The sequence below is a fragment of the Vibrio porteresiae DSM 19223 genome (genome assembly GCF_024347055.1).
Classification (GTDB): Bacteria; Pseudomonadota; Gammaproteobacteria; order Enterobacterales; family Vibrionaceae; genus Vibrio; species Vibrio porteresiae.
In genome coordinates this window covers 2,722,458-2,735,888 of the sequence record NZ_AP024895.1, presented here as the reverse complement: position 1 = coordinate 2,735,888, position 13,431 = coordinate 2,722,458, and the positions used below count along the sequence as shown (strand labels likewise).

The following is a 13,431-nucleotide window of genomic DNA, read 5'->3' as shown; positions in this document are numbered from 1 at the left end:
CAATAAGTTAATATGAAATTGTAGGGTGATTATGCAGCAGTATTCACTTTATTGAGCAAGGTCAAAGTAATCCATCATTGCTGTGCAAGAATGACTCGATTGTAAATTTGTGTGTCAAGCTGCATAGAAAATCAAGTCATGTTTCTCACTGTGCAGTAATTGATGGGAAATACCGAGAAAAATAACGCAAAAAGTGGGATTTACCCAAACTTCAGAAGAAAGGCTTCTTGCTCGAGCGATAATAATATCAGTCCACAGATAGGTACGGACTGCGAGTGTATTTCTCTATGTCAGTCTATTTAGAGGATTGCTATGGTCTTAATAACCCTTAATGGAAAACCTTTCCAAGTTGAAACAAATCAAAGCCTACTCAGTGCCGCACAACAGTGTGGTGTCATTATTCCTTGCCTATGTGGTTCGGATGGTGTGAGTGGGCATTGTGGTCTATGTGATGTCGAAATTGATGGTGTTGGTTTAACAAGTGCCAGTGATTGCCAGCCGCGCGAAGGCATGGTTATCACGACCAACAGCAGCAAGATTGAACAACGTCGTAAACACATTCTCGAAACTCTGTTAGAAAACCCCAATATCACCTGTAGCTTGCCGCCGTGTCAGATTGCGTGTCCAGCTAAAGTGGATGTGCAACTCTATTTGTCATTGATCGCTAAAAATGAGTTTCAAAAAGCGGTTGAAGTGATCAAAAACACCCTACCCATGCCGCTCTCGATTGGTCGAGTGTGCCCAGCGTTTTGTGAGCATAAATGCTTACGTAATAACGTTGATGAACCGCTCGCGATTCGTCAATTAAAACGTTACGCCGCCGATTATGATGTTGCGGCTTATCGTTCTTTTCAGCCAGCACGTAAAGCGGAAAAAAGCAAAAAAGTCGCGATTGTCGGTGCTGGTCCTGGTGGATTAAGTTGCGGCTATTTTCTGGGGCGTGAGGGCTACGATGTCGACATCTTCGAAGCGATGCCACAAGCGGGCGGGTGGCTGCGTTACGGCATTCCAGAATTTCGTTTGCCCAAAGCCATTTTGGATCAGGAAATCGATTTGCTCTGCCAACACGGTGTGACACTGCATACCAATCATGTGCTCGGTGACGATTTTACTCTTTCATCACTAAGCCAGGATTATGATGCGGTTTGTCTTGCGGTTGGTGCCTCACAAGCGAGTGCGATGGATTATAAAGGCAGTGATTTAGCTGGCTGTTTCCTAGGCGTCGATTTTCTAAAAGACAATGTCTTGGAACGTAAACTCGATATCGGCAAAAAAGTGGCAGTGATCGGTGGTGGTAACACAGCGATTGATTGCGCGCGTACTGCGTTACGCCGCGGCGCTGAAGTGACGTTAATTTATCGTCGTACCCGTGATGCAATGCCAGCAGAACCTTATGAAGTCGATGAAGCGGAGCATGAAGGCATCGAGTTTCGTTTCCTGACTAATCCGATTGAAAACGTGGCAGATGATCAGGGGCGAGTGAAACAGGTTATTCTCGAAAAAATGGAGTTAGGTGCACCTGATGCCAGCGGTCGCCGCTCGCCTAAACCGACTGGGGAAACCGAAACTTTGCTGTTTGATACTGTGATTGCTGCCGTATCACAGCAAACCGATACCCGCTTCCTCGAAGGGGAGAGCATTCATCTCAACATGAGTCGGCGTAATACGATCAATGTGGATGAAAAGAGCATGTTCTCTGGGGTGGAAAATATTTTTGCGATTGGTGATTTTCGTCGCGGTCCTGCAACAGCGATTGAAGCGATTGCGGATGCTCGCGCTGCAGCACAAGGGATTGATGAGTATTTGGGTGGTGATATGGAGCCGCTTTATACCCGCTCTTTCCGTTCGAAAAACATTGCCAAAACGGAGAATCTGGTTCGTCCTGAGCATACTAAGCGCTTGAAAGAGAGTTTGAAAAATATGGCGCGTGGCAGTAGTGCTCCGATCAAAGAGATCAATTACCAGTTAGCGCTACAAGGGATCTTTCGCGCACAGATGCCGGAGATCGAGATGGATCGCCGTTTAACTTCCTTTGATGAAGTAGAAACGGGATTCACTTCTGAGCAAGTGCATAACGAGGCGAAACGTTGTTTAAGCTGCGGTTGCCATGAAGGTAACCAGTGTAAGTTACGTCGCTACGCGACTGATTACGATGTGCATCTTAACTAACTTCAACTAGGCCACTTGGTCCAACAAGGTGTTGGTTTTAAGCAAAAGCGCCAGTCAATTCGACTGGCGCTGTTTCATCTTGAGAGCGGGTTTTCTTAACGGAATTGTCCCACTTCTGGCATGAAGTCAAACCCAGCAGCAGCAAGCTTGGCTTCTAACGCATTACGATCAATATCGTAGTAACGTGTAAGTTTGTCCAAATCGCCAGCAAAATCATCACGTAGCTTGGTGTTGATTAGGCTAAAAAGCAAAATGGGATCCATCGATTCAAAATTAGCGAGATTCATTACTCATCCTCAAAGTCAGAAATCAACAAGTTCGCTGCAGCAAAGGCGGCTTTTTCTCGTGTCTCTTTGTCTAACGCGGTGTCGGCAGCGATCTCATTGAGTGCGCGCAGAGTACAGTCAATGGCGCGAGGCACGTATGCTTGATCGCCACTACCAATTTGCGCATAGAGCGACCGAACTAAATCGCAACAGTCATATACTTGCATGGCTTTATCCTATAAATGATAACTGCTCTCAACTATACACAAGCACAGACTGAAGGCAAGACGCTCACTTTTGAGTTGTAACAAGCCTCAATATCGATTGATTAATTATTGTTCTTTACCTGCTCTTTAAGTGACTCGACCAATTCTGGCTCCAGCTTTAGCTGCTTAGCGAGTTCTTCAAGATAGGCCTTTTCCATAAAGTTTTGCTCATCAATGACCACCAATGAGGCGAGATAGATCTCTGCAGCTTGGGCCGGTGAGCGTGCTAATGACGCTATCTCACTTGGGTCGATAGGTTTGGCTAACTCTTGTTCAACTAAGGTTTGCACTGTGCTATCTGCGCCAAGGGCTTGCATGGCTTCTTCAATTTGCGCCATTTCGGTTGGGTCGACATGACCATCCGCTTTAGCTGCGGCAATGATGGCTTTAAGTACTAACAGCTCATGGCGAGGATTGTGTTCATCGAACTCGATAGCCGGTGCAGGATGGGGCTGTTTTTTCTGATGATCGTTATAGAGTTTGTAGGCTAATGCGCCAAGAGCAGCGACGCCGCCGACTTTCAGTGCCGTGCCACCCCATTTTTTGCTCTTTTTTGAGCCCATTAATAGGCCAATGAGTCCACCGCCTGCAGCGCCCAAGCCAAGAGTTTTCAATTGATTGCTATCGGTGCTTTGACTGATTTGGCTGACTTTTTGTCGCCCTTGTTGAACGAGGTCAGAATTCAATGCTTGGTTTAATAGCTGTTTTAAGTCCATATCGTTTTCTACCTTCTTCACATGATGAGTGTTGATGTGAACTAGTCTAGAAGGCCGAAGATGAACTCAAGATTAATCTAACGAAGGGAATGATTGCAGGATGTAACAAAAAAGGTCGGGATATCCCGACCTTTTAGCAAAAGCAAAATGAGGTTATTTCGCCAATTGTGCTTTGATGTGCTCAACGATGGCATCCATCGCGATAGCGCTTTTCTCACCAGAACGACGGTGTTTGTACTCAAAGTTACCTTCATCCATGCTGCGATCGCCGATGATGATAGTGTGAGGAATACCGATCAGTTCCATATCAGAGAACATCACCCCTGGACGCTCTTTACGGTCATCAAACAGAACATCTACACCAAGATCTTTAAGCTCTTGGTAAAGTTTTTCTGCTGCCGCTTGAACGCGTTCAGATTTGTGCATGTTCATTGGCACGATAGCTACTTGGAAAGGCGCAATTGCGTCTGGCCAAATGATGCCGTATTCGTCGTTGTTCTGCTCGATAGCAGAAGCAACCACGCGAGAAACACCGATACCGTAACAGCCCATTTCTAGGATGGTATTTTTGCCGTCAGCACCAAGTACGCCACAGTTCATTTTCTCAGAGTAGGTGGTGCCTAATTGGAAAATGTGACCCACTTCGATACCACGTTTAAGCATTAAAGTGCCTTTACCACATGGGCTTGGATCACCTTCAACCACGTTACGAAGGTCAGCTACTTTACCAAGTTCAACATCACGACCCCAGTTGATACCGAAGTAGTGTTTGCCATCGATGTTTGCACCAGCGCCGAAGTCGCTCATCACGGCTACTGAACGGTCAACGATAACGGGTAGAGTCAAACCAACTGGACCTAGAGAGCCAGGACCTGCGCCAATCAGAGCGCGGATTTCTGCTTCTTCAGCCATTTCTAGTGGAGCCGCCACTTCATCTAGGTGTTCAGCTTTGATTTCGTTAAGTTCGTGGTCGCCACGAATTAACAGCGCAACGATTGGAGCTTCAATCGCGTCAGACGCTTTAACAAACAGAGTTTTAACGGTTTTTTCGATTGGTAGACCATGTTGCTCAACCAATTCAGCGATGGTTTTCGCGTTCGGTGTGTCAACTAGCGTCATCTCTTGAGTTGGAGCAGCGCGCTCAGCTGTTGGAGCAACGGCTTCTGCTTTCTCAATGTTTGCTGCGTAATCGGATTCAGTAGAGAAGGCAATTAAGTCTTCACCGCTTTCTGCCAATACGTGGAATTCTTGTGAACCGTTACCGCCGATAGCACCGCTGTCTGCAAGTACTGGACGGAAATCTAGACCCATACGGTTAAATGCTTTGCAGTACGCTGCGTGCATTGCATCGTACGATTTTTGTAGGCCTTCTTTATCCAAATCGAAGCTGTATGCGTCCATCATGCAGAATTCACGTGCGCGCATCACACCAAAGCGTGGACGACGTTCATCACGGAATTTAGTTTGGATTTGGTACAAGTTCATTGGAAGTTGTTTGTAAGAGCTTACTTCGTTACGCACAAGGTGAGTGATCACTTCTTCTGCTGTTGGGCTCAATACAAACGGACGTGTATGACGGTCAGTAAAGCGTAGCAGTTCTGGCCCCATTTTTTCAGAACGTCCAGTCTCTTCCCATAGTTCAAACGGCTGCACAACGGGCATTAAGGTTTCAATTGCCCCTGCATTGTCGATTTCTTCACGAACAATAGTTTCGACTTTACGCAGTACGCGCAGACCAGTAGGTAGCCAGGTATATAGGCCTGAAGCTAACTTACGGATCATACCTGCACGCAACATGAGTTTGTGGCTCACGATTTCTGCGTCGTTTGGAGTCTCCTTCAGAGTAGAAAGAAGATATTTACTGGTACGCATTTATGGTATCCGTTCATCAAAGTTTAGGGGGATTCGTCGTGTTCAGCGCGACGAGCCATTTGTTAATAGCCGCTAATAATATCAGCCAAATGCCTTTGTCAAAAGAGGTCTATCGCAGTAACTGTCACTAACTTGTTCTCGACCATGAATTTAACGTTCAAATCGTACAAATTTACTGCATATTCTTTGTTATCTGGCTTGTTTTTCTTATAGGCAGGACGAGGATCTTGGGCCAGCACTTGGGCGATCACTTGCTGTTCTGTTGTGCCTTGTGGACGTTTTTGCAAAGCGGCGAGTGCTTGAGGAGAAAAAGTGACGTCAATGGTGTCCGGTTCTTCTGCTGCGTATCCGCCGTTGGCATCTGCAATGGCATCGGAGTAGGGAATATAGGGTTTGATATCAATAATTGGGGTGCCGTTGACTAAGTCGACACTGCCTACTTCTAAAAAGTATTGATCCTGCTCTTTGATCACTCTTTTGAATTCGACCGCTGACATGCCAATACCATTAGGACGGAATGTCGCACGGGAGGCGAACACACCGATACGTTCATTGCCCCCTAGACGAGGCGGGCGAACTGTTGGTTTCCAGCCGGCTTCAAGATTCTGATCAAACAAAAACAGCAGCCATAAGTGACTAAATTGTTCGATGCCACGAATCGCCTCTGCGCAATTTAGTTCCCCTAACAGCTTGATTCTTCCTGTCGCAGCAGGAACAAGGCGTGGTTGTCGAGGAACAGCAAATTTTTCTTGATAGGGGCTTTGCATAAAAGCCACGGGTTCAATGGTGTACATAAAAACTGAGCGTAAAAAAATGACCAGCGCAAAAAATATCACAGTTTTGTGTATAAATCGCTTGCAATTCTAGTTGATAATGATTTCTAATTAGCATGTTATAACATAACAATTAGATGAAAAGAGGCGCACATGAAAGAAGGTATTCATCCTGACTACCGTAAAGTGGTTTTCCACGATACCAGCATCGACAAATACTTTGTGGTTGGTTCGACTGTTCAAACTAAACAAACCATTGAGTTTGAAGGTGAAACATACCCTTATGTAACGATTGAGGTTTCATCTGAATCTCATCCGTACTATACCGGGAAACAACGTGTGGCGACTCAACAAGGTCGTATCGCTCGATTCAAAGACCGTTTTGGTATGTTCAAATAACGCCAACCATCTAACCAATCAAAATATTAGCTATTTTATCCGGAGTCACCATGAAAGTGTTAAGTTCGCTAAAAAGCGCGAAAAACCGTCACCCAGATTGCCAAATCGTGAAACGTCGTGGACGTCTATACGTTATTTGTAAAACGAACCCTCGCTTTAAAGCCGTTCAGCGCTAATCTCTAACGATCCTAACGTAAGACCTTAGACTTTAGCTTTGCGCAGGACTTGCCTTAAAGCGAGTGAGTCTGCCCTCCATTATCGAGGGCTAGACTCATTTCATCGCACGAGCAATGATTCTGTCTAAATGGCTAGCAAATTCGCGACGTTCAGTCTGGGAAAGTGCCGCAGGGCCACCCGTTTGAATGCCACTTGAGCGCATCGTATCCATAAAGTCACGGATATTCAGACGACCACCAATATTCTCTTTCGTAAACAGCTCGCCTCTCGGGCTAAGAGCATGAGCACCTTTCGCTATCACATCAGCCGCAAGTGGAATATCAGAGGTAATCACTAAGTCACCCGCTTCAACCCGCACGACAATCTCATTATCTGCCACATCAAAGCCACTCATCACTTGTAAGGTACGAATGTTAGCGCGTTTGGGTACTGGGACCAGATGGTTGGCGACGAAGGTCGTTTCAAAATTGGTACGTTCTGCGGCGCGAACCAGTGTCTCGCGAATCACTTTTGGACATGCATCAGCGTCAACCCAAATTTTCATTGTGCTTTTCCTGCTAACTGCGTTTCCAATGCTTCAAGACGATTAATCAGTTCTGCGACTTGTGTTTCTAATGCCGCGATACGTTGTTCGCTAGATTGGATCTCTGGCTCGGGCTGTGCCACTTCCACTTTCGGCACTTTGGCTTGGCTCTTCCAACTGCGGATGGCGTTAATCAGAGCTGGCATGGGTACCGAGGTGCTAAGGCGGTGTTTGACCAACGCGACACTGGGTTCTTTGCCTTGCGCATCTAAGCTAGCAAAAATGGCTTTGAGTTCATCTGATACGTCTTTGGTGAGCATGGTGTTTCCTTATCTAAAACGACTGCACTTATTATACCTAATTCGCTTTTTAATGCAGTGTTAACTCATGGGCAGATGAGGCTCGTTCGGGGTTTGTGTACTTCACCATCACCTTAGGTCAAATCCCCAAGAGCAAAATAGGCGATGGCGTGTGAGAGATCTCTCACACGTTACGTAAGAAATAGGCTTTTTATGCTGGGGATGTTATCTCAATATTGATTTAACATATTGATTTTATGTTGTTTATTGTCAGGTAAGTGTGAGTGGCTAGAATTTTATGCTATGAGGGCATTGTTTCTGAACCATAAAGAGGTAGATTGAAGGGGTCGGACGGAAACTGACACGGATAAATCGCCACGGAGTTGGGCGTCTTCAGGATGAAGAGACGGTATGAGGATATACCGTTGCAAGGATGGTTAGGATTCAGTTTGGATACTGCAGCTTATACGGATTCATAGGCTGGCAAGGATTGCTCAGGATCAACCAAAGGAATAGGTGGAAACCATCAGGATGATGGAAGGGACACCGCTCAAGGAACAAGTGATGAGCACGATGTAGGAATGCATCGTATCAAGGATAGTTCGGACACCGCTAGGATGGCGATGCGAGGATGAGGCAAAAGGATGATGCCACTATTACGGATGATGCATGGAGCACGAATAGTAGCCGGACTGCTGCGAGTAAGAATGAAGCCCCGATACGTTGGTATCGGGGCTTTTCTTGATTGTCACTTTATCAAAAGCGTAAATTTTGATCTGAGTACCTTCTCTGTTCCGGGAGAAGGCACAAAATACGTATCCATTTCTTCCCAGATGATTTTCCTTTTCCCTACTGAAAAGGAACGTTCGTTATTTGAGTTTGTATCTCACAAGGATTGTCCGTGACCATAGTGACACGTAGGACGCTGTTGATTCCTTACACTGAAGCATTAGAGTCTGAATTTCTGATGCTTAACTGCTGTGCTAAAAACCGCGCGCAAATGAATGGCCCCAAAACCGTCGCCTCAGCACGTAAATTATTCCAACGTGTTATTGGGGATCCTGATATTCATGCCATGGCGGTGTTAGATAACTATAACCGCGAATATATGGGGCATGTTTACGTAGAAACAGGTCTACATAATCAAGCTGAACTGGCTTATATTTTTGATAAAGCTTATTGGGGGCAAGGGCTCGCCTCTGAAGCGTTAAAAGCCTATTTCCCTCATATTTGTCAGCAGTTAAATCTGACCCACGTTAAGGCAACGGCGAATATAGGCCATGAAGCGAGCATCGCCATTTTGCGCAAACTCGGCTTTACTATGGCAGGAATTGATGAAGATGATTTTGGTCCATTCTACTGTTTTGAATGGCGCAGCATTGCTATGCATCAGGCAGATGATGTGGTGGTAAGTGAAACTTACCCGCTTTAAAACCATACATGATGAGCTGACCTTGATAACAGTCATCACCTAGTGATGAGAACTCAAACCAATACACCGTATGCCAACGCCACGCTCCTTGTGGCGTTTTTAGATGGTGCCGACCGAAAGCAACACTGACGAGTTGCAGCTGCAGTTGATCGCACTGGCGTTGAATCACCATTTTGGCGATCTCTGATTGGCGGCGTTGCTGCCAAAAAGCAAAGCAGACCAAAAACACCAACAGTAGATTCAACAGGTGCTCCATCTCAATTATCCTTTTGTCTGTCGCTGCAATTCCAGCAACGCTTGCGTAAGCTCAGGGGATGGACTTGAATGCAGCAGCGGCAGAATAATCATGCGCAGTGGCGGTAACATCACCAAATCAGCAAAGAGGTGATTAAATAGGCTTTGATTTCCTGTTTGCGCTAAGCGCAGTAAAAAGCGTTGTGCCCGTCCTGTTTCTGCCAATACATGCCAAGAACGTCCTGCGATACCGATAAGAATTTCTTGGTGGCTCAACGTAGGGTTAGTCAATAAGGCATCGACCAGTTGCTCGAGTTGCTGAGCTGGAGCGCCGGCGAGAGAACGAACTAATGCCGATAGTAAAAACAGATCCGGTTGATCGGATGCGATCTGGTCTTGAGCCAGCTCAACTAAACGATCAGCCAATTTCTCTGGTAGATCAATGTGTTCTAACGCGCCTAGCAAGGCATAAAGTGGCTGGTTTGGCAGTTGACGCAGCGCTTTTCTCAATACCACACCGTTATTTTCATGGCTGATACGCGCGCACATATCGGTAATACCTTGCAGACCCACTGTTTGCCAGTTATCCCAACCTAAACCGCCGGTGAAATAGAACTGAGCATGTTCATAATACTGGCTGCAAGAAAGACCTAAATGAGCACGAATTAAGCTATGAAACATCGCCATTTTGTCTTCATGAGGTTTGAAGGTGAATGGGTTATTGCTCAGTTTTTGTTGCTGCTCTTCGTCCAATTCATTGGTGAGACGTGAGCCCATCGCTTCAAGCACATATTGAATGAATTGGCTAACGTGCGCCTGTTGCAATAACCCGCGCTCATCAAGTTCAAACTTGAGAAACCAAATCCACGGCTGATGACTCTCGTTCCAGTAAGCTATGGCTAATTGCGCGGTACGTTGTACAGGAAATGGATACGGTTGATAGCCTTGTTCTACTTGAGCAAACTGCTCGTTATCTAGGCATTGAATACGTCGACCGAGGTCGAACACTTTGTAGTGGTTGCCACTGGTTTTAAGCAGTTGGCTAAGAGTTTGAAGGTTTTCCATGGAAATCAACGGCCCAAGTTTTCTTTGCAGCGCTCATGTTAACCTATACTTCCTTTTGATCAAACCACTCTCCAACCATTGCATTTTTGCCATAACTGCATACCATGCCTGCTTTGAGGGAAATACCTCGCTTGAACCCCCATGAGATGATGATGGAATAGTGCATGACAACGTCTTTTAATGAATTAGAACATGCTTTGAATGAGCTGGAATATGAGCTGCAGCGCCTAGGTGTGTGGCAATCTTTCGCTCCTTCGGATGAAGCGTTGGCAAGTAGTGAACCTTTTGCTTTAGATACCCTTGAGCCTCATGAATGGCTGCAGTGGATTTTCATTCCTAAACTGAGTGAGTTACTCGCAACTGAATGGGTGCCAACGGGGTTCGCATTGACTCCTTATTTTGAGCAAGCTTGGGTCGATCAACCCGAGTTTCGCGCTGTTATTCGTGTCATTCGTACTATCGATGAGGCGAGTCACCTATGCTAGAAATCGTTTACCAAGATGATTATTTTGTCGCGATTAACAAACCGGCAGGCATGCTAGTACACCGTTCATGGTTGGATAAGCATGAAACCGTCTTTGCTATGCAAACCTTGCGCGACCAATTAGGGCGACATGTGTATCCGCTACATCGCCTTGATCGCCCCACATCCGGTGTGCTCATTTTTGGTTTTTCGAGCGAAGTTGCTCGCGATATGATGCCGCTATTTGCGTCTCATACGATGACAAAAACGTATCATGCCGTTGTGCGCGGTTGGGTAGCAGAAGAGGGGATCCTCGATTATCCACTCAAAGAGGAGTTGGATAAGATTACTGACAAAAAAGCGCATCAATATAAAGAAGCGCAAGAGGCAGTGACTGAGTATCGCCCTTTGGCTCAAGTGGAAGTACCTCATTCTACTGGACGCTTTCCAACCACCCGTTATGGCATGGTCGAGCTCAAACCTAAGACTGGGCGTAAACATCAATTGCGTCGGCATATGGCACACTTAAGACACCCAATTGTGGGTGATACCTGCCATGGTGAAGGTCGTCATAACCGGTTATATCGCGAGCAATACGATGTGCATCGCTTATTGCTGCACTGTAGCGAAATGCGTTTTGTCCATCCGTACACCCAAGCGGAAACCGTGATTCGAGCGGGGTTTGATGAGACGTGGTTGAGATTGTTTACCGAGTTTGAGTGGGTTAATCCACATTTATCGAGTTCGCTATGATTTTGGTGTCCACCATATGCTCGAGGATCAAAGCTAGCGCTCACTGAAGTTACAGTAGTCGCGATATTTCAGGCATAAAAAATCGGCCTCAATAAAATTGAGGCCGATAAGATTATGTAAAGTAACTGCTTATCTCGCAAGATGCTTAACGGGCAAGATACTCGCGAATCGATTGCTCGATACCTGCGGCGTCCAAACCTAAATCAGCATGCAGCTCTTCTTGAGTACCTTGAGCCACGAACTCGTCTGGTAAACCTAAGTTAAGCACAGGTTTGATGATTTTTTCTTTCATCATAAATTCAATTACCCCAGCACCTGCACCACCGGCAATTGCATTCTCTTCAATGGTTACCAGCACATCATGAGAGGCGGCTAAATCGCGAATCAGTTGCTCATCAAGTGGCTTAACAAAACGCATATCCGCCACAGTCGCATTCAATGCTTCAGCTGCCGTTAACGCGCTTGGTAAGAACGTACCGAAGTTAAGAATGGCGACTTTTTCGCCCTGACGCAGCATGCGGCCTTTACCGATAGGTAAGGCAGTCAACTGTGCTTCAAGCTCAACGCCCATGCCTGTACCGCGAGGGTAACGCACGGCACTTGGCCCTTGGTGTAAGTGACCGGTATAGAGCATTTGGCGACATTCATTTTCATCGGCTGGTGCCATGATGGTCATGTTCGGAATGCAGCGCATAAAGCTTAAGTCAAACGCACCTTGGTGAGTTTGACCATCGGTACCCACTAAACCTGCGCGGTCGATAGCGAACATCACTGGCAAATTCATGATAGCGATATCGTGAATCAGTTGATCGTAACCACGTTGCAAGAAGGTAGAGTAAATCGCAACGATCGGGTGATAACCTCCAATGGCCATGCCCGTCGCTAAGGTGACCGCGTGTTGCTCGGCAATCGCTACATCAAAATATTGCTCGGGATACTCCTTGGAAAAGCGCACCATGCCTGAGCCTTCGCGCATTGCTGGAGTGATTGCCAGTAGTTTTGGATCTTGCGCAGCCATATCACACAGGAAATCACCAAAGATTTTGGAGAAGGTTGGGCTGGTGGATTTGCTCTTAGGCAGTGAATCAGCATTCGGGTCAAATTTCGGTACGCCATGATAACCAATCGGATCTTTTTCCGCGGGTTCGTAGCCTTTCCCTTTTTTGGTCATCACATGCAAAAATTGTGGGCCTTTTAGCTCACGCATGTTTTTGATGGTTTTGATCAGCTCAAGAACATCATGACCATCAACTGGACCAATATAGTTAAAACCCAGTTCTTCAAACAGAGTGCCTGGAACCACCATACCTTTCAGGTGTTCTTCGGTACGACGCACCAACTCTTTGATCGGTGGTAGACCCGAAAGCACCTTCTTACCACCTTCACGGATAGAGGTATAGAAGTTACCGGATAACAATTGAGCAAGGTGATTATTCAGCGCGCCGACGTTTTCAGAGATAGACATCTCGTTGTCGTTTAGAATCACCAACATATTAGGATGAATACCACCGGCGTGGTTCATGGCTTCAAACGCCATCCCAGCGGTGATCGCACCATCACCAATCACACTCACCACTTTGCGACCATTGCCCTCTTTCTCTGCCGCAATCGCCATGCCTAATGCGGCACTGATTGAGGTAGACGAGTGACCAACCGAGAGCGTGTCATATTCGCTCTCTTCACGCCATGGGAAAGGGTGTAGACCATCTTTTTGGCGGATAGTCGACATTTGTTCACGACGACCAGTCAAGATTTTATGCGGGTAAGCCTGATGGCCCACGTCCCAAATCAGTTGATCATTCGGTGTGTCGTAAACGTAATGGAGAGCAACAGTTAATTCGACCGTGCCGAGACCGGAAGCTAAGTGACCACTGGATTGGCTAACGGAGTTAAGCAAAAATTCACGGAGCTCATCGCAAAGTTGAGGCAATACCTCCTTTGGCAGGCTACGTAGATCTTCCGGTGTGTTAACGAGTGCTAACGTTGGATACTTTGAAATATCAAGAGTCATAGTGATGCGCGCT

The 13,431-nt window shown here is 46.3% G+C and carries 16 protein-coding genes; 6 read left to right on the top strand and 10 right to left on the bottom strand.

The annotated features are described in order from the left end of the window. Positions 1 to 312 precede the first annotated feature (312 nt). Positions 313 to 2,169: an FAD-dependent oxidoreductase gene (locus tag OCV11_RS12520; RefSeq protein WP_261893213.1), complete on the top strand. Its 1,857-nt coding sequence runs from the start codon at positions 313 to 315 to the stop codon at positions 2,167 to 2,169. A gap of 95 nt (positions 2,170 to 2,264) precedes the next feature. Here the strand turns inward: OCV11_RS12520 and OCV11_RS12515 are convergent, their stop codons facing one another. From OCV11_RS12515 to tsaA, 5 genes are all read right to left on the bottom strand, one after another. Beyond that, entirely contained in the window at positions 2,265 to 2,456 is a 192-nt protein-coding gene (locus OCV11_RS12515; protein WP_261893212.1) for a DUF4250 domain-containing protein, read from the bottom strand. Next, complete coding sequence (locus tag OCV11_RS12510) at positions 2,456 to 2,662, bottom strand: YaeP family protein (protein ID WP_261893211.1); 207 nt, start codon at positions 2,660 to 2,662, stop codon at positions 2,456 to 2,458. Before OCV11_RS12510 ends, OCV11_RS12515 begins: the two co-directional genes overlap by 1 nt. Positions 2,663 to 2,763: 101 nt before the next feature. Then, on the bottom strand, positions 2,764 to 3,417 hold the full coding sequence (locus OCV11_RS12505; protein WP_261893209.1) for a tellurite resistance TerB family protein: 654 nt from the start codon (positions 3,415 to 3,417) through the stop codon (positions 2,764 to 2,766). 153 nt (positions 3,418 to 3,570) lie between these two features. Further along, a complete protein-coding gene (locus tag OCV11_RS12500; protein ID WP_261893208.1) occupies positions 3,571 to 5,289 on the bottom strand; it encodes a proline--tRNA ligase in 1,719 nt (572 codons plus the stop codon). A 98-nt stretch (positions 5,290 to 5,387) separates the two neighbouring features. Next, on the bottom strand, positions 5,388 to 6,083 hold the full coding sequence (gene tsaA, locus OCV11_RS12495; RefSeq protein ID WP_261893207.1) for a tRNA (N6-threonylcarbamoyladenosine(37)-N6)-methyltransferase TrmO: 696 nt from the start codon (positions 6,081 to 6,083) through the stop codon (positions 5,388 to 5,390). 132 nt (positions 6,084 to 6,215) lie between these two features. On the opposite strand from tsaA, the gene OCV11_RS12490 reads away from it, so the two are divergent. Then, positions 6,216 to 6,461 carry a type B 50S ribosomal protein L31 gene (locus tag OCV11_RS12490; RefSeq protein WP_261893205.1) on the top strand — a complete coding sequence of 82 codons (246 nt, stop codon included), beginning with the start codon at positions 6,216 to 6,218 and terminating at the stop codon, positions 6,459 to 6,461. 50 nt (positions 6,462 to 6,511) lie between these two features. Then, on the top strand, positions 6,512 to 6,637 hold the full coding sequence (ykgO, locus tag OCV11_RS12485; RefSeq protein ID WP_038152722.1) for a type B 50S ribosomal protein L36: 126 nt from the start codon (positions 6,512 to 6,514) through the stop codon (positions 6,635 to 6,637). A 95-nt stretch (positions 6,638 to 6,732) separates the two neighbouring features. Here the strand turns inward: ykgO and OCV11_RS12480 are convergent, their stop codons facing one another. Continuing rightward, on the bottom strand, positions 6,733 to 7,182 hold the full coding sequence (locus OCV11_RS12480) for a YaiI/YqxD family protein (protein ID WP_261893203.1): 450 nt from the start codon (positions 7,180 to 7,182) through the stop codon (positions 6,733 to 6,735). Further along, positions 7,179 to 7,481, bottom strand: coding sequence for a hypothetical protein (locus OCV11_RS12475; RefSeq protein ID WP_261893202.1), 303 nt, complete (start codon positions 7,479 to 7,481; stop codon positions 7,179 to 7,181). The genes OCV11_RS12480 and OCV11_RS12475 overlap by 4 nt, the downstream gene beginning before the upstream one ends. Before the next feature lie 880 nt (positions 7,482 to 8,361). Here OCV11_RS12475 and OCV11_RS12470 point away from each other — a divergent pair. Further along, positions 8,362 to 8,892 (top strand): GNAT family N-acetyltransferase, encoded by a 531-nt coding sequence (locus tag OCV11_RS12470; protein WP_261893201.1) that lies wholly within the window; start codon positions 8,362 to 8,364, stop codon positions 8,890 to 8,892. Here the strand turns inward: OCV11_RS12470 and OCV11_RS12465 are convergent. Further along, positions 8,843 to 9,148 (bottom strand): DUF3301 domain-containing protein, encoded by a 306-nt coding sequence (locus OCV11_RS12465; RefSeq protein WP_261893200.1) that lies wholly within the window; start codon positions 9,146 to 9,148, stop codon positions 8,843 to 8,845. The genes OCV11_RS12470 and OCV11_RS12465 overlap by 50 nt on opposite strands. Positions 9,149 to 9,153: 5 nt before the next feature. Further along, positions 9,154 to 10,191: a DUF3549 family protein gene (locus OCV11_RS12460; protein ID WP_261893199.1), complete on the bottom strand. Its 1,038-nt coding sequence runs from the start codon at positions 10,189 to 10,191 to the stop codon at positions 9,154 to 9,156. Positions 10,192 to 10,355: 164 nt separating this feature from the next. On the opposite strand from OCV11_RS12460, the gene OCV11_RS12455 reads away from it, so the two are divergent. Then, on the top strand, positions 10,356 to 10,676 hold the full coding sequence (locus OCV11_RS12455; protein ID WP_261893198.1) for a YqcC family protein: 321 nt from the start codon (positions 10,356 to 10,358) through the stop codon (positions 10,674 to 10,676). Beyond that, complete coding sequence (gene truC, locus OCV11_RS12450) at positions 10,670 to 11,407, top strand: tRNA pseudouridine(65) synthase TruC (RefSeq protein WP_261893197.1); 738 nt, start codon at positions 10,670 to 10,672, stop codon at positions 11,405 to 11,407. The genes OCV11_RS12455 and truC overlap by 7 nt, the downstream gene beginning before the upstream one ends. 145 nt (positions 11,408 to 11,552) lie before the next feature. Here truC and dxs read toward each other — a convergent pair whose 3' ends face one another. After that, complete coding sequence (dxs, locus tag OCV11_RS12445; RefSeq protein WP_261893196.1) at positions 11,553 to 13,418, bottom strand: 1-deoxy-D-xylulose-5-phosphate synthase; 1,866 nt, start codon at positions 13,416 to 13,418, stop codon at positions 11,553 to 11,555. Positions 13,419 to 13,431: the final 13 nt, after the last annotated feature.

Excerpts from the sequence above, each read along its gene's own strand:
- tsaA (WP_261893207.1), bottom strand. The coding sequence starts at position 6,083 with ATGTACACCATTGAACCCGTGGCTTTTATGCAAAGCCCCTATCAAGAA.
- truC (WP_261893197.1), top strand. The coding sequence starts at position 10,670 with ATGCTAGAAATCGTTTACCAAGATGATTATTTTGTCGCGATTAACAAA.
- OCV11_RS12505 (WP_261893209.1), bottom strand. The coding sequence starts at position 3,417 with ATGGACTTAAAACAGCTATTAAACCAAGCATTGAATTCTGACCTCGTT.
- OCV11_RS12510 (WP_261893211.1), bottom strand. The coding sequence starts at position 2,662 with ATGCAAGTATATGACTGTTGCGATTTAGTTCGGTCGCTCTATGCGCAA.
- OCV11_RS12500 (WP_261893208.1), bottom strand. The coding sequence starts at position 5,289 with ATGCGTACCAGTAAATATCTTCTTTCTACTCTGAAGGAGACTCCAAAC.
- OCV11_RS12515 (WP_261893212.1), bottom strand. The coding sequence starts at position 2,456 with ATGAATCTCGCTAATTTTGAATCGATGGATCCCATTTTGCTTTTTAGC.
- OCV11_RS12490 (WP_261893205.1), top strand. The coding sequence starts at position 6,216 with ATGAAAGAAGGTATTCATCCTGACTACCGTAAAGTGGTTTTCCACGAT.
- ykgO (WP_038152722.1), top strand. The coding sequence starts at position 6,512 with ATGAAAGTGTTAAGTTCGCTAAAAAGCGCGAAAAACCGTCACCCAGAT.
- OCV11_RS12465 (WP_261893200.1), bottom strand. The coding sequence starts at position 9,148 with ATGGAGCACCTGTTGAATCTACTGTTGGTGTTTTTGGTCTGCTTTGCT.
- OCV11_RS12480 (WP_261893203.1), bottom strand. The coding sequence starts at position 7,182 with ATGAAAATTTGGGTTGACGCTGATGCATGTCCAAAAGTGATTCGCGAG.
- OCV11_RS12460 (WP_261893199.1), bottom strand. The coding sequence starts at position 10,191 with ATGGAAAACCTTCAAACTCTTAGCCAACTGCTTAAAACCAGTGGCAAC.
- dxs (WP_261893196.1), bottom strand. The coding sequence starts at position 13,418 with ATGACTCTTGATATTTCAAAGTATCCAACGTTAGCACTCGTTAACACA.
- OCV11_RS12475 (WP_261893202.1), bottom strand. The coding sequence starts at position 7,481 with ATGCTCACCAAAGACGTATCAGATGAACTCAAAGCCATTTTTGCTAGC.
- OCV11_RS12520 (WP_261893213.1), top strand. The coding sequence starts at position 313 with ATGGTCTTAATAACCCTTAATGGAAAACCTTTCCAAGTTGAAACAAAT.
- OCV11_RS12455 (WP_261893198.1), top strand. The coding sequence starts at position 10,356 with ATGACAACGTCTTTTAATGAATTAGAACATGCTTTGAATGAGCTGGAA.